The organism is Methylococcus geothermalis (genome assembly GCF_012769535.1).
GTDB classification, from domain to species: Bacteria; Pseudomonadota; Gammaproteobacteria; order Methylococcales; family Methylococcaceae; genus Methylococcus; species Methylococcus geothermalis.
Map to the genome: position 1 here is coordinate 1,871,741 of NZ_CP046565.1, position 20,528 is coordinate 1,892,268.

General features: G+C 63.8%; 20 protein-coding genes. 14 read left to right on the forward strand and 6 right to left on the reverse strand.

Annotation, left to right across the window (positions count from 1 at the left end):
• Nucleotides 1–36: 36 nt before the first annotated feature.
• Genes GNH96_RS08925 through GNH96_RS08935 form a run of 3 tightly spaced genes read right to left on the reverse strand, consistent with a single transcriptional unit; the run spans nt 37 to nt 5,953 of the window.
• Complete coding sequence (locus GNH96_RS08925; protein ID WP_169603354.1) at nt 37–3,204, reverse strand: efflux RND transporter permease subunit; 3,168 nt, start codon at nt 3,202–3,204, stop codon at nt 37–39.
• The gene (locus GNH96_RS08930) at nt 3,201–4,370 is read right to left on the reverse strand and encodes an efflux RND transporter periplasmic adaptor subunit (protein WP_169603355.1); all 1,170 of its coding nucleotides are present in this window, start codon (nt 4,368–4,370) and stop codon (nt 3,201–3,203) included. The genes GNH96_RS08925 and GNH96_RS08930 overlap by 4 nt, the downstream gene beginning before the upstream one ends.
• A 29-nt stretch (nt 4,371–4,399) precedes the next feature.
• Nucleotides 4,400–5,953 carry an efflux transporter outer membrane subunit gene (locus tag GNH96_RS08935; protein ID WP_407658811.1) on the reverse strand — a complete coding sequence of 518 codons (1,554 nt, stop codon included), beginning with the start codon at nt 5,951–5,953 and terminating at the stop codon, nt 4,400–4,402.
• Nucleotides 5,954–6,102: 149 nt separating this feature from the next.
• Between GNH96_RS08935 and GNH96_RS08940 the strand changes: the two genes are divergently transcribed.
• The 3 genes from GNH96_RS08940 to GNH96_RS08950 are packed head-to-tail and all read left to right on the forward strand — an operon-like array spanning nt 6,103 to nt 7,884.
• A complete protein-coding gene (locus GNH96_RS08940; RefSeq protein WP_169603357.1) occupies nt 6,103–6,585 on the forward strand; it encodes a HepT-like ribonuclease domain-containing protein in 483 nt (160 codons plus the stop codon).
• Nucleotides 6,585–7,244 (forward strand): thermonuclease family protein, encoded by a 660-nt coding sequence (locus tag GNH96_RS08945; RefSeq protein WP_169603358.1) that lies wholly within the window; start codon nt 6,585–6,587, stop codon nt 7,242–7,244. The genes GNH96_RS08940 and GNH96_RS08945 overlap by 1 nt, the downstream gene beginning before the upstream one ends.
• The gene (locus GNH96_RS08950) at nt 7,228–7,884 is read left to right on the forward strand and encodes an RluA family pseudouridine synthase (protein WP_228719780.1); all 657 of its coding nucleotides are present in this window, start codon (nt 7,228–7,230) and stop codon (nt 7,882–7,884) included. Before GNH96_RS08945 ends, GNH96_RS08950 begins: the two co-directional genes overlap by 17 nt.
• Before the next feature lie 71 nt (nt 7,885–7,955).
• On the opposite strand, the gene GNH96_RS08955 is transcribed toward GNH96_RS08950, so the two are convergent.
• Nucleotides 7,956–10,055 (reverse strand): phosphocholine-specific phospholipase C, encoded by a 2,100-nt coding sequence (locus tag GNH96_RS08955; protein WP_169603359.1) that lies wholly within the window; start codon nt 10,053–10,055, stop codon nt 7,956–7,958.
• A 343-nt stretch (nt 10,056–10,398) separates the two neighbouring features.
• Between GNH96_RS08955 and GNH96_RS08960 the strand changes: the two genes are divergently transcribed.
• The 5 genes from GNH96_RS08960 to GNH96_RS08980 all read left to right on the forward strand — a co-directional run bounded on the left by GNH96_RS08960 (nt 10,399) and on the right by GNH96_RS08980 (nt 13,933).
• On the forward strand, nt 10,399–10,770 hold the full coding sequence (locus GNH96_RS08960) for a VOC family protein (RefSeq protein WP_169603360.1): 372 nt from the start codon (nt 10,399–10,401) through the stop codon (nt 10,768–10,770).
• A 49-nt stretch (nt 10,771–10,819) separates the two neighbouring features.
• Nucleotides 10,820–11,503 (forward strand): helix-turn-helix transcriptional regulator, encoded by a 684-nt coding sequence (locus GNH96_RS08965; protein ID WP_169603361.1) that lies wholly within the window; start codon nt 10,820–10,822, stop codon nt 11,501–11,503.
• A gap of 64 nt (nt 11,504–11,567) precedes the next feature.
• Nucleotides 11,568–12,821: an RNA polymerase sigma factor gene (locus tag GNH96_RS08970; RefSeq protein WP_169603362.1), complete on the forward strand. Its 1,254-nt coding sequence runs from the start codon at nt 11,568–11,570 to the stop codon at nt 12,819–12,821.
• Nucleotides 12,822–12,834: 13 nt separating this feature from the next.
• Nucleotides 12,835–13,443, forward strand: coding sequence for a GyrI-like domain-containing protein (locus GNH96_RS08975; protein ID WP_169603363.1), 609 nt, complete (start codon nt 12,835–12,837; stop codon nt 13,441–13,443).
• Nucleotides 13,444–13,483: 40 nt separating this feature from the next.
• Nucleotides 13,484–13,933: a YciI family protein gene (locus GNH96_RS08980; RefSeq protein ID WP_223163399.1), complete on the forward strand. Its 450-nt coding sequence runs from the start codon at nt 13,484–13,486 to the stop codon at nt 13,931–13,933.
• A gap of 102 nt (nt 13,934–14,035) precedes the next feature.
• Here GNH96_RS08980 and GNH96_RS08985 read toward each other — a convergent pair whose 3' ends face one another.
• Nucleotides 14,036–15,766 carry a tetratricopeptide repeat protein gene (locus GNH96_RS08985; RefSeq protein ID WP_169603364.1) on the reverse strand — a complete coding sequence of 577 codons (1,731 nt, stop codon included), beginning with the start codon at nt 15,764–15,766 and terminating at the stop codon, nt 14,036–14,038.
• 286 nt (nt 15,767–16,052) lie between these two features.
• Nucleotides 16,053–17,546: a beta-barrel assembly-enhancing protease gene (locus tag GNH96_RS08990; RefSeq protein WP_228719781.1), complete on the reverse strand. Its 1,494-nt coding sequence runs from the start codon at nt 17,544–17,546 to the stop codon at nt 16,053–16,055.
• A 63-nt stretch (nt 17,547–17,609) separates the two neighbouring features.
• On the opposite strand from GNH96_RS08990, the gene tusD reads away from it, so the two are divergent.
• From tusD to ubiA, 6 genes are all read left to right on the forward strand, one after another.
• Nucleotides 17,610–17,981: a sulfurtransferase complex subunit TusD gene (gene tusD, locus GNH96_RS08995; RefSeq protein ID WP_169603365.1), complete on the forward strand. Its 372-nt coding sequence runs from the start codon at nt 17,610–17,612 to the stop codon at nt 17,979–17,981.
• Nucleotides 17,978–18,346 carry a sulfurtransferase complex subunit TusC gene (tusC, locus tag GNH96_RS09000; RefSeq protein WP_169603366.1) on the forward strand — a complete coding sequence of 123 codons (369 nt, stop codon included), beginning with the start codon at nt 17,978–17,980 and terminating at the stop codon, nt 18,344–18,346. The genes tusD and tusC overlap by 4 nt, the downstream gene beginning before the upstream one ends.
• Nucleotides 18,343–18,651 carry a sulfurtransferase complex subunit TusB gene (tusB, locus tag GNH96_RS09005; protein WP_169603367.1) on the forward strand — a complete coding sequence of 103 codons (309 nt, stop codon included), beginning with the start codon at nt 18,343–18,345 and terminating at the stop codon, nt 18,649–18,651. The genes tusC and tusB overlap by 4 nt, the downstream gene beginning before the upstream one ends.
• The gene (locus tag GNH96_RS09010) at nt 18,642–18,965 is read left to right on the forward strand and encodes a TusE/DsrC/DsvC family sulfur relay protein (RefSeq protein WP_169603368.1); all 324 of its coding nucleotides are present in this window, start codon (nt 18,642–18,644) and stop codon (nt 18,963–18,965) included. The genes tusB and GNH96_RS09010 overlap by 10 nt, the downstream gene beginning before the upstream one ends.
• 136 nt (nt 18,966–19,101) lie before the next feature.
• Nucleotides 19,102–19,602, forward strand: coding sequence for a chorismate--pyruvate lyase family protein (locus GNH96_RS09015; RefSeq protein WP_169603369.1), 501 nt, complete (start codon nt 19,102–19,104; stop codon nt 19,600–19,602).
• A complete protein-coding gene (ubiA, locus tag GNH96_RS09020; protein WP_169603370.1) occupies nt 19,599–20,477 on the forward strand; it encodes a 4-hydroxybenzoate octaprenyltransferase in 879 nt (292 codons plus the stop codon). The genes GNH96_RS09015 and ubiA overlap by 4 nt, the downstream gene beginning before the upstream one ends.
• Nucleotides 20,478–20,528 lie beyond the last annotated feature (51 nt).

The following is a 20,528-nucleotide window of genomic DNA, read 5'->3' on the forward strand; positions in this document are numbered from 1 at the left end:
GTTCCAGCCGCGTTGTTCAAGCGGGCGACGCGGACCTCAGTCCTCGCCGCCGACCGCTTGCGCGGCGCGGCCGTGGCTCCGGTCGGCGATCCTTTGCAGGACATAGTAAAACACCGGCGTGAACAGCAGGCCGAACACGGTAACGCCGAGCATGCCGAAGAAGACCGGCACCCCGAGGGCTTGCCGCATCTCTGCCCCCGCCCCGGTCGCGAACATGAGCGGCAAAACGCCCATGATAAACGCGAACGAGGTCATGAGGATCGGGCGGAACCTGAGCCTGCACGCTTCGAGAGCCGCCGCCAGTGCGTCCACCCCCTCTTCGCGCCGGGCCTTGGCGAATTCGACGATCAGGATGGCGTTCTTGGCTGCAAGCCCGACCAGCACGAGCAGGGCGATCTGGGTGAAGATGTTGTTGTCGCCGCTGCGCAGCCATACCCCTCCCAGCGCGCACATCAGGGTCATGGGCACGATGAGCACGATGGCCAGAGGCAGGATCCAGCTCTCGTACAAGGCTACCAGGACCAGGAATACCAGCAGGCTGGACAGGGCGAACACATAGGCCGCGGTATCGCCCGCCAGGATTTGCTGGTACGTCAACTCGGTCCATTCGAAATCCATGGACAGCGGGATGGTCCTGCGCACCAGCTCCTCCATCAAGGCCACCGCCTGCCCCGAGCTGACGCCGGCCGCGGGAGAGCCGTTGATCTCCGCTGCGGGGTACATGTTGTAGCGGAGCACCCGGTCCGGCCCGCTGATCTCCCTCACCGCCATCAGCGCCTCCAGCGGCACCATGTCGCCGGCGGCGTTGCGGGTCTTGAGCCGGCCGATGTCCTCGGGCTCGCGCCGGTATTCGCCGTCGGCTTGGGCTGTCACCTGGAAGGTGCGTCCGAACAGGTTCAGGTCGTTGACGTACAGCGAGCCGAGATAGATCTGCATGGTGTCGAAGATCTCCGACAGCGGGATGCCCTGGGATTTGGCCTTGACCCGGTCGATATCGGCATAGAGCTGCGGCACGTCGTTCTGGAAGCTGGTGAACAGCCCCATCAATCCAGGCGTCTGCCGGCCCGCGTTGAGGACGGCTTGCAGCGCGCCGTCCAGCGCATCGAAGCCCTCGTTGCCGCGGTCCTGGATCTGCAGCTTGAAACCGCCGAGACTGCCCAGGCCTAGGATCGGCGGCGGCGGGAATATGCCGATGAAGGCATCCTTCACGCCGCCGAGTTTGGGCTGCAGTTCGCCCAATATGCGTTGGGCCGACAGGCCTTTAGCCACCCGCTCCTCGAACGGCTTCAGGGGCACGAAGATGGTGCCGGCATTGGAGGTGTTGGCGCCACTGACGACCGAGAAGCCCGGAAACGCCACTGTCCCCTGCACGCCCGGCTGGGCCAGGATGATTTCCGAGGCCCTATGCAGCACGGCATCGGTACGCTCCAGGGAGGCGGCTTCCGGCAATTGCGCGAACACCACCAGATAGCCCTTGTCCTGCAGCGGAATGAATCCGCTCGGTACCCGCTGAAATTCGAACCCGGTAAAGGCGAGCAGCCCCGCGTACAGCGCCAGCACCACGCCGGACATCCTCAGCAGCCGTTTGACCAGGCCGGCATAACCGTTCGAGCTGGCATCGAAACCCCGGTTGAATCCACGGAACAGCCAACCGAACAGCCGGTCGATCCACAGGCTCAGACGGTCCTCCCGGGCATGGTGCGGCTGGAGCAGGACCGCGGCCAGGGCGGGACTGAGCGTCATGGAGTTGAACGCGGAGATGAGAGTGGATGCCGCGATGGTGACGGCGAACTGGCGGTAGAACTGGCCGTTGATGCCGGACACGAAGGCGGCCGGAATGAACACCGCCCCCAGCACCACCGAGATGGCGATGATCGGGCCCGTCACCTCCCGCATCGCCTGGCGCGCCGCCGCCTTGACCGACAGCCCGAGGCCGATGTGGCGCTCGACGTTCTCCACCACGACGATGGCGTCGTCGACGACGATGCCGATGGCGAGCACCAGCCCGAACAGCGACAGGTTGTTCAGCGAATAGCCCAGCGCCGCCATGACCGCGAAGGTGCCCACGATCGACACTGGCACCGCCAGCAGCGGGATGATGGCCGCGCGCCAGGTCTGCAGGAACACCAGCACCACCAACACGACCAGGGCCAGCGCCTCGAAGAACGTGCGGGTGACGGCGTCCAGCGACTGTTCCACGAAGATCGTGGTGTCGTAGACGATCCTGTAGTCCACGCCTTCCGGAAAGCGCTTCTTCAGGGTCTGCATCATGCCCTTGACCTGCTTGGCCGTGTCGAGCGCGTTGGCGCCGGGCCGCAAGGAAATCGGTATGGCGACGGCGTCCTCGTTGCTCAGCTGGCTGCGCATGGAATAGCGGTTGGCGCCCAGCTCGATTCGGGCCACGTCGCGCAGACGCACCAGGCTGCCGCCTTCGCCATACTTGACGATGATCGCGCCGAACTGCTCGACGCTGGTGAGCCGCCCCATGGTATTGACGTTGAGCTGGAAATCGGGGCTGCCGTCCAGCGGCGGCTGGCCGATCACCCCGGCCGGGACCTGGATGTTCTGTTCGCGGATGGCGCGCACCACGTCGCCAGCGGTCATATTCAGGGCCGAGATCCTGGCGGGGTCCAGCCAGACCCGCATGCTGTAGTCGCCGGCGCCGAAGGTCCTGACGTCGCCCACCCCCGGCAGCCGCAGGAGCTGGTCGCGGATGTTGAGCAGCGCGTAATTGGAAAGGTAAAGCTGGTCGTAGCGCCGGTTCGGCGATACCAGGTGGATGACCAACAGGATGTCCGGAGAAGACTTCTTGGTCGTCACGGCCTGCCTGCGGACGTCCTCCGGCAGCTTGGGCGCGGCATTGGACACCCGGTTCTGCACCTGCATCTGGGCGATGTCCATGTCGGTGCCGATTTCGAAGGTGATCGTGAGCTGCATCTGCCCGTCGCTGGTCGATTGCGAAGACATATACAGCATGTGCTCGACACCGTTGACCTCCTGTTCGATGGGGGCGGCCACCGTCTCGGCGATCACCTTGGGGTTAGCGCCGGGATAGGTAGCCGACACCACGATGGTGGGCGGCACGACTTCCGGATACTGCGCGATCGGCAACGCGAACATGGAAATGCCGCCGATCAGCACCGTGATGACGGAGAGGACGATGGCGAAGCGCGGCCGGTCGATGAAGAAATGGGCGAAGTTCATTGCGCGGCTCCGGTCGCAGACCTGTCGCCCGGCATGGCGGTGCGCGCGGCTTCAACCTGTGCGCCGGGCCGGACGAATTGGAGACCGTTGACGATCACCCAGTCTTCGGGCGACAAACCCCCCGACACGATGCGCAGGCCTTCATGCAGGCGCCCGGTGGTGATGGGGCGGTAGTCCGCCCGGTTGTCGGCCGTCACGACCATCACATATTTCTTTCCCTGATCCATCGCGATCGCCCGGTCGCTGATCAGCAAGCCTTGGTAGCGGCTGCCGCCGGGAACCCGGGCGCGGATGAACAGTCCGGGCTCCAGCAGTCCGTCGGGGTTGGCGACGACGCCGCGGGCGCGCACCGTGCCCATGTCGGCATTGACCTGGGGATCCATGTAATCGAGGTAGCCGTGATGGGGAAAACCTTGTTCGTCCATGAGCGCCATCTCGATCGGTATCGCGTTTTTCCTTTTGCCGTCGATTTCGAGGCGCCGGTATTTAAGCAGCGAGCGCTCGTCGGCGTCGAAATAGAGGTACATCGGATCGACCGAAACGATGCCGGCCAGCACGGTGGAATCGGCAGTGACCAGGTTGCCCTCGGTGATGAGCTTGCGGGAAATGCGCCCGTCGATGGGCGAGCGAATCTGGGTGAAGTCGACGTTGAGCTGGGCCAGATCGACCGATGCCTTGGCCGATTCCACATCGGCCATGGCCTGGATCAGGCTCTGGCGGCGAGTGTCGTATTCCTCTTCCGAAATCGCCTGCTCTTTCAAAGGGCTTTCGGCGCGCTGGAGGTCGTTCTGCGCCAATTTGAGCTTCGACTTGGCCCGGGCCAGCCCGGCCTGCGCCTGCTGGAGCTGCGCGACATAGGGCCGCGGGTCGATGACGAACAGCAAGTCGCCCCTTTTTACCCTGCTACCGTCCGTGAAGAGAATTTGCTTGAGATATCCGGAGACGCGGGCCCGGACCTCCACGGATTCCACCGCTTGCAAACGCCCGGTGTACTCATCCGTCTCGATGATTTCGCGCTGCACCGGCTGGCTTACCTCCACCTTCGGCCCGGGTAATCCAGGCATGCCGGTGCCGTCGCGGCCGCCGCAGGCGTCGAGCTGGAGCAGACCGACCGCGACCAGCGAATAAAGCGCGACTCTCAATCTGGGATGGATCTTGTCGTTCATGAAAAAACACTCCTGAATAGGGGGCCATGTCACCCTCCGCCGGCGAATGTCTCTGCCTCGACCGGAGCAGCTTGCCAGCCGCCGCCGAGGGCCTTGTAGAGCGAGACCAGGTCGGCCGAGACGCTGGCCTGGCTCTGCACCAAATCGCTCTCGGCCGAATACACCGCCCGTTCGGAGTCCAGCACGTTGAGGAACGAGGTGAGGCCGGAGCGGTAGCGCTCCTTCGACAGCTTGAGGGCCAGCCGGTTGGATGCGACCGCCTGCTCCAGTGCGGCCCGGCGGGCCTTTTCCTGGGCGTAGGCGACCAGGGCATCCTCGACGTCCTTCAAGGCGCCGAGCACGGCGGATTGATAGGCCAGGAAGCTCTGTTCCTGCTGGGCCTTTTTGGCGTCGATGTTGGCCCGGATCTTTCCCCAGTTGAACAGCGGGGTGGTCAAGGTACCGGCGGCCGACCAGGACTTGCTGAGGGCGGTGACGTCGGTGATCTTCATGTTCTGGAACCCCAAGAAAGCGGCGATGTTGAACTTGGGGTAGAGATCGGCGGTGGCGATGCCGACCTGGGCGGTGGCGGCGGCGAGCTGGCGTTCGGCCCGGCGGATGTCGGGCCGGCGCCGCAGCAGTTCCGAGGGCAATTCGAGCAGGATGCGGTCGGGCGCCTCCGGCACCGGCTGTTCGGGGTCGAGCAGGGCGCGCAGGGCGCCGGGCGGTTTGCCCAGCAGCAGCTCGAGCTGGTGCTGGGCCTGCTTGCGGGCGGCTTCGTACACCGGCAGCTGGGCTTGGGTCTGGGCGGCCAGGGCTTCGGCCTGGACCGCCGCCAGCGAGTCGGACAACCCGGCCTGGTAGCGGATGCGCATGAGCCGGGCGGTTTCGAGCTGGAGCTTGAGGTTGGCCTGGCTGACGTCCAACAGGCGCTGGTCGCTGCGCATTTCGATGTAGGCGCGGGCGACGTCGCCCAGCAGGGTGACCAGGACGGCCCGGCTGTTTTCGACTTCGGCTTCCATGTTGGCTTCGGCGGCTTCGATCGAGCGGCGGATGCCGCCGAACAGGTCGACCTCCCATTGCACGTCGAAGCCGAGCTGGAAGATGTCGATGTTGTTGCCGAAGCCGACGCCGCCGGGTTGCCCGCCGGCCCCGCTCTGGCCGGCGTTGTTGAGGCGCCGGCTCACGCTTTCCTTGTTGGACACGATCGGCAGTCCGTTCGCGATGGCGACGATGCGCTGTTCGCGGGCGGCGCGGATGCGGGTGTAGGTCTGCTTGAGGTCGAGGTTGGCGAGCATGGCTTCGCGGATCAGCCGGTTCAGCACCGGGTCGCCGAAGGCTTGCCACCAGTCCGCACCAACGGCTTCCGACCGCGCTGCCGCCGGCGGCCGGGCTTCCTGCCAGCGCTCCGGCATCACCGTGTCCGGCCGCCGGTAGTCCGGACCCACCGGCGCGCAGGCGGTAAACACCGCGCCGAGCAGGCATGCAGAGAGGCGCCGGACACGGCACGGGCCCTCGCCGCGGGTGCGCTGTCCCGTACGGACCGGCCCCGCGGATGGCGGCATGCGTTCGGGGCGCGAATTGTGATGGTCCGGCTGATTCAAGAAATTCATCCAGGCAATTAAAACGATCGTTTGAATCGAAAATACGAAACAAGCGTTTGGATGTCAACCGGAATATTCAGCTCAGAGCTGGGCTGCCCTTTTTTCGACAGGATGGACGATCCGGCGGCGGTTGGCGGAAAATGGCTTCAATGACTCGCACCCAATGCACATCGATCCTCCGAACCCTGCTATCGGGCCTGCCCCAGCGACCGGCCGTCGACGCATTCGGCAGCCGTATCCGCGGCGATGCGCGGCCGGACAGCGACCTCGACCTGGCTGTGCCGGTCGCGGGGTATGCCGATCCGGTGGTTCTGTGGGAACGGGCCGGCGCCCTCTCCGATGCCGCCGGTTGCCCGGTCGATCTGCGGGATCCGCGCGCGGCCTCCACCCTCCGGCGGGAATGGCTCGGTGTCCCTCAGAGCGCATGGGACGTGTTCGCCCCGTTGGCCCAGGGCGGCTGGATCGAGCCTGTTCTCGCCGATGCGCTCAAAGGCATGGTGGGATTCCGCAACATCGCCGTGGACGATGACCAGGGCCTGCAGTCGCCCATCACCGTCAGCGTCATCGAGCAACATGCGGACGAATTTCCGCAGTTCAGCCGCACGCCGCTTCTGCGCGACACGGTCGAGTGATGTGCCTCTTTCGACGTTCTTCCGCCGCGGCACTGATCGCCTGCCTGTTGCTGGGGGTAGCGTCAGCTCGGGCGGGTTCGATCCTCAGCGGACGGGTATCGGCGGTGCTGGACGGCGACTCCATCACCGTCGTGGATGCCGGACAGCGGGAAGTTCAAGTGCGGTTGGCGCAGATCGACGCGCCGGAATACGGCCAGGCGGACTGGCAGGCGTCCAGACAATCGCTGTCCGAACTGCTGCTGGGGAAGACCGTGACCGTGGAGCGGGTGGACGCGGACCGTTACGGCCGGGTGGTGGGCCGGGTGTGGACGGATGGAGTCGATGCCAGCCTGGAGCAGGTTCGGCGCGGCATGGCCTGGGTGTACCGGCAATACGCTGCCGATCAGGCTTATTTCCGTGCCGAAGAGGGTGCACGGCAGGAAAGGCGGGGCCTGTGGTCGCAGTCTCACCCGGTTCCACCCTGGCGATTCCGCCATCGGGGCGAAACAGGCGCCTCCCCATCACGCCGCCTTCCCTCAGAAAGCACCGCTGAATGCGGTGCCAAGCGCCGTTGCGCCGAGATGGCCTCCTGCGAGGAGGCGCGTTTCTACCTGCTGCGCTGCGGCGTCAAGAGTCTGGACCGGGACGGCGACGGCATTCCTTGTGAAGACCTCTGCTGAAGCGATGGAACTGGTTCATGCCGATGCCGCATTGCTGGTGCTTTCCAAACCCAGCGGCCTGCTCTCGGTACCGGGGCGCGGCCCTGACAAGCAGGACTGCCTGAGCGGACGGGCTCGGGCCAGGTTTCCCGACGCCCTCGTCGTGCACCGGCTCGACATGGCCACTTCGGGCCTGATGGCCATGGCGCGCGGACCGGCGGCGCAGCGCATCCTGAGCCAGGCCTTCGCCTGCCGGGAAGTGGTCAAGCGTTACGAAGCGGTGGTCCACGGCGTGCTCGGCACGCCGCCGGAAGCCGAAAACGGCTGGAGCCGCATCGATCTCCCCCTGGTCGTCGACTGGCCCCATCGGCCACTGCAAAAGATCGACCCTTTGTACGGCAAACCCAGCCTGACCCGCTGGCGCATCCTGGGCCATGAAACCGATGCCACCCGCGTCGAACTCGAACCGGTCACCGGACGCTCCCACCAGCTGCGGGTCCATCTCGCCGCCCTGGGGCATCCCATTCTCGGTGATCCGCTGTACGGGCACGAAGCGGCGAAATCCCGGGCCGGCAGGCTGCTGCTGCACGCCAAGACCCTGGGACTCGCCCATCCGGTGAGCGGCGAATGGCTCGAATTCGAAAGCCCGGTGCCGTTTTGACGGGGTCCTCGTCAGGACTGACACCGGGCCTGTGAGGGACCCATGAAGAAGCTCGGCCGGCAGCCTGCGGACTAGATCAGCCCGCCCATCATGGGGTCGCTGATGCTGTCCCTGCCGGTTTCGACATGGCCGGCGAGCCGATATTCGAAGCCGGTGTCGCCTTCGACGGTGACGATCAGGTCGTACCACCCGGAGAACAGACCGAGAAACCACTGCCTCGAGGTGCTGGCTCTGGTCTGCAGTTCAAGCGCTGTAACCATGCCGGTGTACTTGTCGAGAATGCGGACCTTGGCCTTCCCGTTTGCGAGATTGGCGATGTTCAGCGTGATGCCGTTTCTCACGCTGTCGTAGCTGGCTTTGATGTCCAGATTGGCCCGGCCGTTATGGCCGCCTTTGAACGACCGGAAGAAGCCATTCGGGCCGTAAACCGACAAGTCGTAGCCGGTCGACGCGCTCCAATTGTCGGAGAGCGACTGGTTGGTTTCGACGGTGTAGGTTCTGGGCACTTCCTGGTTGTTCCCCGAACGTACCTGGAAGACCGCGGCGGCCGTGCCCACGTTATCGAAATCGATCCGGAACGCATTGCCGCTGCGAGCTCCGTGGGCATTGAGTGCATAGGGTAGAGCGCGCGCCCGACGGACGCCGGGCTCCTGGACGGGCAGAGTCTGATTGACGGGCGGAGTCGGTACCTGTTTCGAATAGGAGTCCTTGTTCAGGTCGGTCGGCAGATAGGCGCTGGTGGCCGGCAGCCTCACCTTCCGGGCGTTGGGCCTCTTGAAATCGAAGGCGCTGGTGAGGTCGCCCACCACCGCACGCCGCCAGGGGGTGATATTGGGTTCGATCAGTTCGGGATGCTCATCCGCGAAGCGCGCCTCGATGAAGCGGATCAAGGAGGTGTGGTCGAACACCTCCGAGTTCACCCAGCCACCCTTGCTCCATGGGGAAACGACCAGCATCGGCACGCGCATCCCCAGGCCATAAGGGGCGGACGGGGGATTCCTGGGATCGGCGGGGTTGCCCGGAAAGATTTCATTGACGGTGTCGACGGTGGACAGTCCTTGGCTGTCGTTCATCGGCGGGGTCGGCGGAACCATGTGGTCGAAGTATCCGCCTTCCTCATCGTAATTGATGATGAAGACGGTCTTGCTCCACACCTCGGGGTTGGAAACCAGAATGTCCATGATCCGGGAGATGTACCACGCCCCCCAGTTGGCCGGCCAGATCGGATGCTCGCAATAGGTCTCGGGCGCGCTGATCCAGGAAACCTGAGGCAGGTTGCCCGACATGACGTCCGCGCGGAAGTCCTCGAGCAGCATCAGCGGATCCTTGCCGTGAGCCTTGATTTCGGTTCCGGTCTTGGCGCGATCCGCCAGCGGATCCCCGGGCTGGGCGTTCTGGTATTTGAGGAAATACAGCAGGGAGTTGTCGCCGTAGTTGCCGATGAACGGGTCGGAGGTCCAGCCCCACCAGTTGCCGTTGTACGCGTTCAAGCCGTCGCCGATATCCTGATAGACCTTCCAGGTAATGCCGGCGTCCTGCAGCCGCTCCGGATAGGTGTGCCAATCGTAGCCGGCCTCGTCGTTGAAGATCACAGGGCCGCCGCCCTGGCCGTCGTTGCCGCACCAGCCGGTCCACATGTAATAGCGGTTGGCATCGGTTCCGCCCATCAGGGAGCAATGGTAGGCGTCGCAGATCGTAAAGGCGTCCGCCAGCGCGTAGTGGTAGGGGATGTCCTTGCGGCTCAGGTAGGTCATGGCGGCGACCCCCTTGTTCGGCACCCACTGGTCGTGATTGCCCCAGTTCCAGGCGGCATGGGTGTTGTTCCAGCTGTGGGGCGGGTCCGGCGAGAACCACAGGCCAGCGTTTTCGACATCCGGGCGGAATGGCAGGAGATATTCCGCTCCATTGGGCTGATGCCAGACGGCCTTGCCGTTGGGGAGCATCACCGCCCTGGGGTCGTTGAAGCCACGTACGCCCCGCATCATGCCGAAATAGTGATCGAAGGAGCGGTTTTCCTGCGTCAGGATGACGATGTGCTCTACGTCCTTGATGGTGCCCGTGCGATGGTTGGCGGGAATCTCCAAGGCACGGGCGATGCTGGTCGGCATCGCTGTAGCCATTGCGCCCGAGCCCATCAACTTGAGGAATGTACGACGATCGGTATTGCCCATGGGTTGCCTCTGTCTAGATTTGTTATTGATCCGCGCCCACTCCCAAGCCTCATTCCGATTCGGCTGCCGAATCGTCAGGCAATATAGGCAGGCCAATTACGGGCCTGGAAAATTTTGGGCAGATGCAGGATTGTAGGTCCGCAATAATGTCAACTGTGAAACAGTCTGATTAACGATCTGTTACAGCATTTCGGTGGGGTCGACATTCTCAACGTACCTGGGGGAGGGAGGATCGCAAGATGGCTGACGGTTTCGATGGGGAGCCGAACATTGCTGACACCACGTTGTCAGGAACAGGCCCTTACCATGCAGCCTCTTGACAAACTCCAAGGAGACCATAGATATGAGCAACGTAGCGAACTGGTTCGAAATCCCGGTGAAAGACATGGCGCGTGCCAAGGTTTTTTACGGGGACGTCATGCAAACGACGTTCAAAGACGAGGAAATGGGCGGCTACCAGATGGCGATCTTCGCTTATGAAGGCCAGGCGGTCAGCGGCATGCTGATAGCGGGCGAGCATTACGAGCCCAGCCAGACCGGCGCGGTCGTCTATCTCAACGGCGGAGCGGACTTGAGCCAGCCGCTGCAGCGCGCGGTCGAGCACGGCGGCAGCGTGCTCGTGCCGAAAACGCCGATCCATGACGGCGACTGCGGCTACTTCGCGCAATTCCTGGACAGCGAAGGCAACCGCATCGGCTTATACTCGCCGGCTTAAACCTTGCCGAGACGGGCGGCCGAGCGCACCTTGGCCGCCTGCCCACCCGATGCGACGCGCCGACCGCCTGTTTCAGATCGTCCAAATCCTGCGCAACAAGCGCGTGGTCACCGCCAAGGCGCTGGCCGAACGGCTGGAGGTCTCCGAGCGCACGATCTACCGCGACATCCAGGATATCAGCCTGTCGGGCATTCCCGTCGAAGGGGAGGCGGGTGTCGGCTACACCTTGCGACATGCCATCGACATACCGCCCATCATGTTCACCGCAGCAGAACTGGAGGCGCTGGCGGTCGGGGCCAGGATGGTGAAGTCATGGGGCGGAACCGAACTGGGCCATTCCGCGCAATCGGTGCTCGACAAGGTGACAGCGGTCATTCCCGCGGAGCTGAAGGCCAACATCGAGCGCAGCAAGCTGTTTTCCTTGCGCTTCGGCGAACGCGAGGACATCGATGTGACTCTCGACATCTGCCGGAAAGCCATCGATCTGAAGCGTTTCCTATACTTCGGCTATTGCCGTGCGGACGGCGAGCAAAGCCGGCGCCGCATCCGCCCTTTAGGCCTCTACTTTTGGGGAAACGTATGGTCGCTGGCCGGCTGGTGCGAACTTCGGGAGGACTTTCGCAATTTCCGGCTGGACCGCATGCAGGCGATTCTGATGGAAAACGAGTCGTTCGAAGATGGGGCCGGGCAAAGCCTGCAGGACTTCATCAAGCGGATGACCTGCAATTCGTGACTCCAACGCGGTTTCAGGGGGTGAGAGTGCGCGGAGAATTGCAGAATCCAAAGGCGGAATCGTGATGAGTGGAGATTTGGCCGACGGGATACGCGGTACGATCGAAGCGATCTATCGCCAGGAATCGCGCCGCGTTTTCGCCACGCTGGTGCGCCTGCTCGGCGATTTCGATATTGCCGAGGAGGCGCTGCACGACGCCTTTCGGGCGGCGCTGGAACAATGGCCGCGGGATGGCGTCCCGGCCAATCCCAGAGCCTGGCTGGTCTCCACCGGACGCTTCAAAGCCATCGACGGCATGCGCCGCCGGTCCCGTTTCGAAGCATTGCCGGACGAGGTCGCCGAGCAGCTCGCGGACGACCTGGCCGATCCGTCCGGCCTCGATGGCGAGGCAGTTGAGGACGATCGTCTGCGGCTGATCTTCACCTGCTGCCATCCCGCGCTCTCCCCCGACGCGCAGGTCGCACTGACCCTGCGCGAAGTGTGCGGCCTGACCACCGAAGAGATTGCGCGCGCCTTTCTCACCGCCGCTCCCACGCTCGCCCAGCGCATCGTACGGGCCAAGGCGAAGATCCGCGATGCCCGCATCCCTTACCAAGTTCCCGCGCGCGAGGACCTTCCGGTCCGCCTGGATGCCGTGCTGCGCGTCGTCTATCTCGTATTCAACGAAGGTTATTCGGCGTCGTTCGGCAACGCTCTCATGCGGCACGATCTATCGACCGAAGCAATCCGCCTGGGGCGGCTGCTGATCGAACTATTGCCTGATCCGGAAGTGCTGGGATTGCTGGCACTGATGCTGCTCCACGAGTCCAGGCGCTCGGCGCGCAGCTCGCCCGAGGGCGAACTGATCCTGCTCGACGAACAGGACCGCACGCTCTGGAACCGGGACCAAATTGCGGAAGGATTATCCTTGGTAAGCCGGGCCCTGGCATCGCGGTACGTCGGCCCCTACGCGCTGCAGGCGGCGATCGCCGCGGTGCATGCCGAGGCGCCCAGCGCCAATGCCACCGATTGGGCGCAGATTACCGGCCTTTACGAAGTGCTGCTGCGGGCCGAACCGTCGCCCGTCGTGGAATTGAACCGCGCCGTGGCGGTCGCCATGCGCGACGGTCCGGCGGCGGGATTGGCCCTGGTCGACGCCATCGTGGTGGAGGGAGTTCTGGCGGACTACCATCTGGCGCATGCGGCGCGAGCCGACCTGTGCCGGCGGCTCGGGCGCACCGCCGAGGCCCGGGCTGCATACCAGCGTGCCCTCAGCCTCGTAAAACAGGACGCGGAGCGGCGGTTTCTGGAGCGGAGATTGCGGGAATTGCCGGATTGAAGAGGGAGAAGTCATGGAGAAAATCGATTTCAAGAAGCAACTGAAGTCGTTGTATCAGGCCTCGGCCGACGGGCCCGTCCAACTCGATGTGCCCGCATTGAATTTCCTCATGGTGGACGGCGAAGGGGACCCGAATACTTCCCCGAGCTATGCGGAGGCGGTCGAAGCCCTGTTCATGGCGGCCTATGCCGTCAAGTTCATGATCAAGAATGGGCCATTGGCGATCGATTACGCCGTCATGCCGTTGGAAGGACTATGGTGGGCCGATGATCCGTCGGTGTTTGCGACGAAGGACAAGGCCCGTTGGAAATGGACGATGATGATCCTGCAGCCGCCGTTCGTCGGCCGGGAGACCGTCGACAACGCTGTCGCCGAAGTTGCGAGGAAAAAGAATCCGCCGGGGATTTCCAGGCTGCGCTTCGAGTCACTGGAGGAAGGCCGTTGCGCGCAAATCCTGCACGTCGGCCCATTCTCGGCAGAAGGTCCGACCATCGAGAAACTGCACCGGTTCATCGACGCCAACGGCGAAAAAACCGGAAAACACCACGAAATTTATCTGAGCGATATCCGGAGGGCGGAGCCGGCGAAGTGGAGAACCATCATCAGGTATTCAATGCGGTGAAACACTGAGTCGAATTCCAACCTGTCCAAACGACTAGGAAGTGACGGGAACCCAGCCCGGGAGGCTGGCCCGCAAACTGATCGTCAAGGAGAAAAATATGAAATATATCTGTTTCGGATATCTGGACGTCGAGAGCTGGATGAAAAAATCGAATAGCGAGCAAAACGCCATGATCGACAAGTGCTTCGCTTACGACGAGGTGCTTAGGAAAAACGGCCATTGGGCTGGCGGGGAAGGGCTCAAAGGTCCAGACGCCGCCACGACGCTGCGTTACCGGAACGGCAAAGTCTCCATCACCGACGGGCCTTACGCCGAGACAAAGGAGCTTCTAGGCGGGCTGTTGATTCTGGAAGCTGAAGACTTGAATCAGGCCATCCAGTTGATATCGAATCATCCCGGCCTCCATATGGGGTCCTGGGAAATCCGGCCAGCCGAGGATTTGTCGGCCATGATCGCGGAAAGCGAGAAGCGCCGCGCCGCTGCAAAATAATAGCCGCTACACACACAACGTCGGAGAAAATCGACCGGTACTTGAGAGAAGGAGGTTGAGACCACGTCCAAGTCGCCGGACAAGGTCATGGCTTCGCCGTTTTCACAGCCGGTCCATGGCGAGGGAGCCCTGATTGCCTGCCCGGGCGTTCTCCAGGATGCGCTGCGTTTCCTCTGCCGAGCCTATATCCCCGCTTTTTCGCTGCACTTCCGCGAGGGCCCAAAGTGCCCAGGCATCGTTTGGAACCTGTTCGAGCGAGGCGCACAGTTCCCGCTCGGCGCCCGCGAGGTCTCCCCCCAGGAATTTCAAGGCGCCCAGCGAGCGGCGTACCGGGTAATACCAGTAAGGAGGCTCCGGCAGTCTCTCCTGCTGCGCCGCCGCCCGCTCGAAGGCGGCAATGGCTTGCGCGGATTCGCCCCGTGCCTGGGCGATGCGGGCGCGGAGGACTTCACCGGCGATGCGGACCAGATCCGGCGCAGGCACTCCGGCGGCGGACAGCGCTGAAAAGTCCGCCTTTGTTTCCAGCCGCGACAAAGCGTCTAGTTCCGCCTGGGCCTCCCGAACGGCCGCCTGGCGAGCCGCCGCTACTCCCCGGGCATAGCGCCACATGGCCTGGACGTAAGGAAACTCCGAACCGGGGTCGGCCAGCTTCAATACAGCCTCCGGCCTACCGTACTGGGCCTGGGCGAAATACGGCGCCGCCTTGATGGGCTGCGCCCAGGGGACGGTCCGCGCGGTCTCGTTGGAGATGACCGCGGCGAGCTTGGCAGCCGCATCCAGCGCCGTTTCGCCGTCGCCGGCCATTTGCGCCGAGACCATCAGGAAATGCACGTTGTGGGGATAATGGGCGAGCGTGTAGATGCCTTTGGCGCCGGTCTCCTTCAGATACGCCTCGTCCGCGGCGATAGCGGCGCGATTGGCTTCCAACGCGTCGCGGTAGCGGCCCCGGCGGTAATACAGGTGGCCGGGCATGTGGACCATGTGACCGGCGCCGGGCATCAACCGCGCAAGCCGGTCCGCATGGGCTTCGGCCCGTTCGGGCCGGTCGGAGCCTTCCACCATGTGGATGTAGTAATGGATCGCGCCGGGATGGTCGGGATTCCGCGCCAGCACCCGTTCCAATACCTGTAGGATTTCCACCGTGCGACCCTTCGGTGTGTGTCCGTTTTCTTCCCAATAGTCCCAGGGCGAAAGGTCCATGAGGCTTTCCGCGTAAAGCACGGCGATCTCGTCATCCTTTGGATAGCGCCGGTAAAGCCCGCCCATGGCTTCGGCATAGGCCTGGTCGTGGAGCTTGCGCTCGCCCCCTGTGGCTCCGCCATAGCGCTTGGCGAGCGCCTCGATCAAAGCCCGTTCCTTGTGATTCCCTCGCTTGGCGAGCGTCTTGGCCTGCTCGATCGATGACTTGGCCGGGGCGATGGCGGCGGGTTCCATGGGGGCATTGATGTTGGGGCCGAGTACCAAGGCTTCGCCCCAGAAGCAAATCGCGCAGCTTGGATCGAGCTTCTGCGCCCTGCGGAAGGCGCGCAAGGCTTCAGCATGATTGAACGCGTAGGAAAGGCGCAGGCCCTGATCGAAGTAGCGCTGGGCAAGCCTGTCATGGGTCTTTATCTTGTAGCTCAGCGTACCGAGGTTGCTCCAAAGGGGCGGTTCGGTGTTGGCATAGTCAGAAGCCGCCACGGCTGCCGCCGGAAGGTGCCCGGCCTCTCCGTGACCATGGGTATGACCGGGATGGCCTTCGGCAAGCACATTGACGCTGGCTGCCAGCAACGCGGCGAGTAGCGGTACGTTTCTCCTGAGGAAGATGAGGGTGAGTGACCCGTTGCAGTTCATGGATTTATTCTTTCAAAAAAAGCGTGAGGCTTGCGGGGCGTCCGGAGGGGAATGCCCCGCCAATCTTACTCGGTGATGACACAGGATACCGGGCTAATCTGGATCGCTCCCAGCGAGGGCAGCGGCCCGGCGCCAAGTGAATCTCACGCCTGCCCAATATCGCAAACGCTTCGGCGCGATGTTCAGGGCCTTGCAGTCGGGGGCCGAAACGTCCGGCTTATCAATAACGTATAGGCGAACGGGGATCCCTCATGGTGCCCCGAAACAACGTCGGCATCATGAGTGCCTATTTTTCCCTTTCTTCCCGTTGCTCTTCGAGCCATTCCTTAAGCCGCTCCTCGATCGCCGAGTCGGTCTGGAAGTCGCGGCCCGGTGCTTTTTGCGCCAGCTTGAGGTGGAGGATCGCATTGCGGGTCTGGCCGTCGGCGTAATAGGCTTCGGCCAGATAGCGGTGGGATTCGGCTTCGTTGCCGAGCTGGGAATGGGCTTGCGCCAGCAGCTCGTACACCTCCGGCGTTGCGGGAAAATGGAGCAGGTACTCCTGCAGCCTCTTGCGCGCCTCCGCCGGCTTGCCCGCCCGGACCAGGGTCTGGGCATAGCTCAGACCGAGTGCACGGTTGCCGGGGAAGCGCTTCAAGGCTTCCTCGTAAGCGGCCAGGGCAGCGGGATAATTCTTGGCCTCGCGCTCGGCATCGGCGAGCGCATTGTAGAATTGCGACTGCTCGGGGTAGAGGCGGATGAGCTCTTGGAGCATGGCCCTGCCTTGGCCGATCTTGCCCTGGGCGATCAGCGCCAAGGCCAGGCCGTAGCGGGCCACGTCCTGCTGCTGGCGGGTGCCGACATCGGAAATCGCGGTGAAATAGCTGACGCTTTCCTGAGGGTTGCGGGTCGTCTGGACGTGCAGCTTGGCCCGGATGATCTGGTAGGTGAACGAGTCCGGATATTGCTTGTAGGCGTATTGTTCGGCGCGTCCCCGCGTATCGGCGATACGGGACATGGTCACCGGATGGGTCAGCAGAAATTCCGGGGTGCTGCGTCCGGTGGCGAAGCGGGTCGACTGCTGCATCCGCTCGAAGAAGGTAGGCATGGCGCGGGGGTCGAAATCCGAGCTGGAGAGGATTTTCATGCCGACACGGTCGGCTTCCGCTTCGTTGTCTCGGGTAAAATTGATCTGAGCCTGCTGGTTGGCTGCCGATGCGGCGATGACGGCCGCCTGGCCCAACTGGCTGGAGCCGGTGCCGGCGCCCAGCAGCACCCCGGCCAGCATGGCGGCGGCGGTCGGCAGGGACAGCCGGCCGGCGGCTTGGAATGCGTCATACAGATGGCGCTGGGTGATGTGTGCGATTTCGTGCCCGAGCACCGAAGCCAGTTCGCTTTCGCTTTCCGTGGTGAGGACCAGTCCCGAATTGACGCCGATGTAGCCGCCGGGGCCGGCAAAGGCGTTGATCACCGGCTGGTTGACGACGAAGAAATGGAAGGCCTGTCCGGGCATATCGCTGTGTTCCACCAGTTTCCGGCCGAGCGCCTGGATGTAATCGGTGACTTCCGGGTCTTCGTTGATCTGTAACTGGTTGTGCAGGTTCCGGTAAAAGGCTTCGCCCAGCGCCTTCTCCTGCTGGGGTGTGAACAGCGTGCCGGTGGAGTCGCCCATGTCCGGCAATTCGAGGTTGAGCGGTTCGCCCGCGGTGGCGGGGACCGAAACGACCAAGAGCGCCGATAGTGCGGCGGTCCCCAGGCAGGCTGGCATGGATGCGAATCGGCGGGTGCGGGGAAAAGTCATGAATGGGGTCGGATACATGGGGCGGAAAACGGCTTGGAGCGGTTCGCGGCGGAGTCGGTGATCATGAAATTCGTCATACAGATCAATGCGAGCCCTCGCGAGGCTCAGGCGGCGAACACCGCGTATCAGTTTATCAAAGCCGCGCTGGCGAACGGACACGCTATCCTGCTGGTGTTCTTTTACTATGACGGCGTCTGCAACGCACAAGTTTCATCGTTTGCCGGCGAAGACGATCCCGCCGCCCGCTGGAGTTCCCTGGCGCGGGAGCACGGACTGGATCTGGTCCTGTGTGTCTCCGCGGCCCAGCGCCGGGGCCTGGTCTCGACGGAGGGCCGCGACGAAGGCTATCTCGCACCGGGTTTCCGCGTCGGCGGCCTCGGCCAGTGGGTGGATGCCTGCTTGAAAGCCGAGCGGGCGCTCACCTTCGCCGCATGAACCGGTCGAAGAGTTTCGTCTTCGTGGTGCGGCAGCCGCCTTTCTGCGGCGCCCGCAATGTCGAAATGCTGGACCAGATACTTGCGGCTACCGCGTTCGACCACCCGATCGACGTCTTGTTCCTTGACGACGGTGTGCTGCAGCTGCTTTCCGGCCAGCGCGCCGAATGCGCGGGGCTTCGCCCATTGGCGCCGGTGCTGCAGACCCTGGAGTTTTATGATGTCCGCGAAGTCGCGGCGGAAAGCGAGTCGCTCGCCGAGCGAGCGCTGTCCGCGGATCGGTTGGCCGTTCCGGTGCGGTTGCTGGCGCGGCGCGATGTTCCGGCCTGGATCGCCGGCCATGACCTCGCGGTGGGCTGCGGATGAGCGTGCTGCATCTGGTCAACGCGTCCCCTTTCGAGAGCGCCGCGCTCAGCCGGTGTCTGGCCCGGGCGGGCGAGGGCGACGCCGTGCTCTTGCTGGAAAACGGCGTCTACGGCGCTCTGGCCGGCTGCCGATTCTCGGATGAGGTCGCGGCGGCGGCGACGCGGCTGGATATCCGCGTGCTGGCGCCGGATCTCGACGCCCGCGGCCTTTGCGCATCGAATCTGCTGCAATCGCTCGACCGGGTGGGCTATGACGGTTTTGTCGAACTCGCCGTGCGGCATGAGCTTTCGCTGACATGGACATGAATCCACCCTTGCAGCTGGACCGCGACGGTTTCCTGCTGGACCCGCAGTGCTGGGACGAGCGCACGGCGGAACGCCTCGCCGAAACCATCGGCATCCGATTGACCGAGGCGCACTGGGAGATCGTCCGCTTTATCCGCGACTACCATCGTCGCTTCGATCATCTGCCGAACGCCCGCCTGTTCGTCAAGGCGATCCGGAAAACGCTGGGGGAAGCCAAAGGCAACAACCGTTATCTGCACGGCCTGTTTCCCGGCGGGCCGCTCAAACACGCCTGCCTGATCGCCGGCCTGCCCAAACCGCCGGGCTGCCTGTAGCGCCGGCGGCACGAGGCTGCGGTCTGCTAAAATCCGGCGGTTTTCCACCCATCGGGCGCACGTCTTGTATTCCAGGAGCAAACTTTTCTCGTCGCTGCCGAATTTTCGTCAGGCACATCGGGGTTGCGGCTTTGCCATGCCGCGACCGACGTCGTCCTGGGTATTCGAGAGCGGCTCCCTGACCCGGCGCTTGAAAGCCGCGTGCGGCGCCGACTTCAATGTTCGGGTGATCCGCCAGGGCTTCGCCCACCCGTTTCCGGACGAGGCCTTACTGCTGAAGCTCAGATCCGGCCGCCGCGCGCTGGTGCGCGAAGTCGAGCTGAGATCCGGCGAGTGTCCCTTGGTTCTGGCCCGCAGCGTGCTGCCGGTGCAAACCCTGAAGGGTGCCGGCCGCCGGCTGGCGCACCTGGGCAATCGCCCGCTGGGCGAAATCCTGTTCGCGTCACGGCGTCCGCGGCGTCATGGGTTCGAGGCGGCCCGGGTCGAGACCCGCCATTGGCATCCGGAGGTTCGCGCCGGATTGGGGTTGGCCACGCCGGTCTGGGGACGCCGTTCGGTCTATTCGATCGCCGGGAGGCCCTTGCTGGTCGCAGAGTTTTTCCTTCCCGCAGTGCTTTCCGTCACGGAGTCCGCATGAACGTCACGCCCTCGCTCGAATCGCGCGTCAGCGCCTACTGGCGCCTGATGCGCTTCGACAAACCCATCGGCATCTTGTTGCTGCTGTGGCCGGCTTTGTGGGCGTTGTGGATCGCGGGGCAGGGCCGTCCGGATGTCGGCGTGGCGGTGGTGATCGTGCTCGGCGTGATCCTGATGCGGGCGGCCGGCTGCGTCATCAACGACTACGCCGACCGGGATTTCGACCCGCACGTCGAGCGCACCCGGCTGCGGCCGATCGCGGCGGGGGAGGTCACGCCGAAGGAGGCGTTGGTCCTGTTTGTAGTCTTATGCCTCACCGCGTTCGGTTTGGTGCTGACGATGAACGGCCTGACCATCGCCCTGTCGGTGCCCGGCGCGTTCCTGGCCGCCTCGTATCCCTTCACCAAACGCTATACCCATCTGCCCCAGGCCTATCTCGGCCTGGCCTTCGGCTGGGCCATTCCCATGGCTTTCGCCGCCCAGACCGGGTCGATTCCGGCCGTGGCCTGGGCGCTGTACGCGGCGACCGTGCTGTGGGCGCTGATCTACGACACCATGTACGCCATGGTGGACCGGGAAGACGACCTGAAGATCGGAGTCAAATCGACGGCCATTCTGTTCGGAAAACATGACCGCGAAATCATCGGCGCCTTGCAGATCATCATGCTGGCGATCCTGTTCGGCATCGGTCGGTATCTGGGCTTAGGGTGGCCCTACGCGCTGGGCCTGGCTGCCGCGGCGGGATTTTCGGTCTACCAGCAGGTCCTGATATTCCGGCGGGAGAAACCCAAGTGCTTCCATGCCTTTCTCAATAATCATTGGTTCGGTGCGGCGGTGTTCGCCGGGCTGTTTGCCGATTACGCCTGGTCTGACTGAGCCGTCCGCTATCGAAGGCCGTTCGATCTCATTTGCCTCATGCAGCAGGAC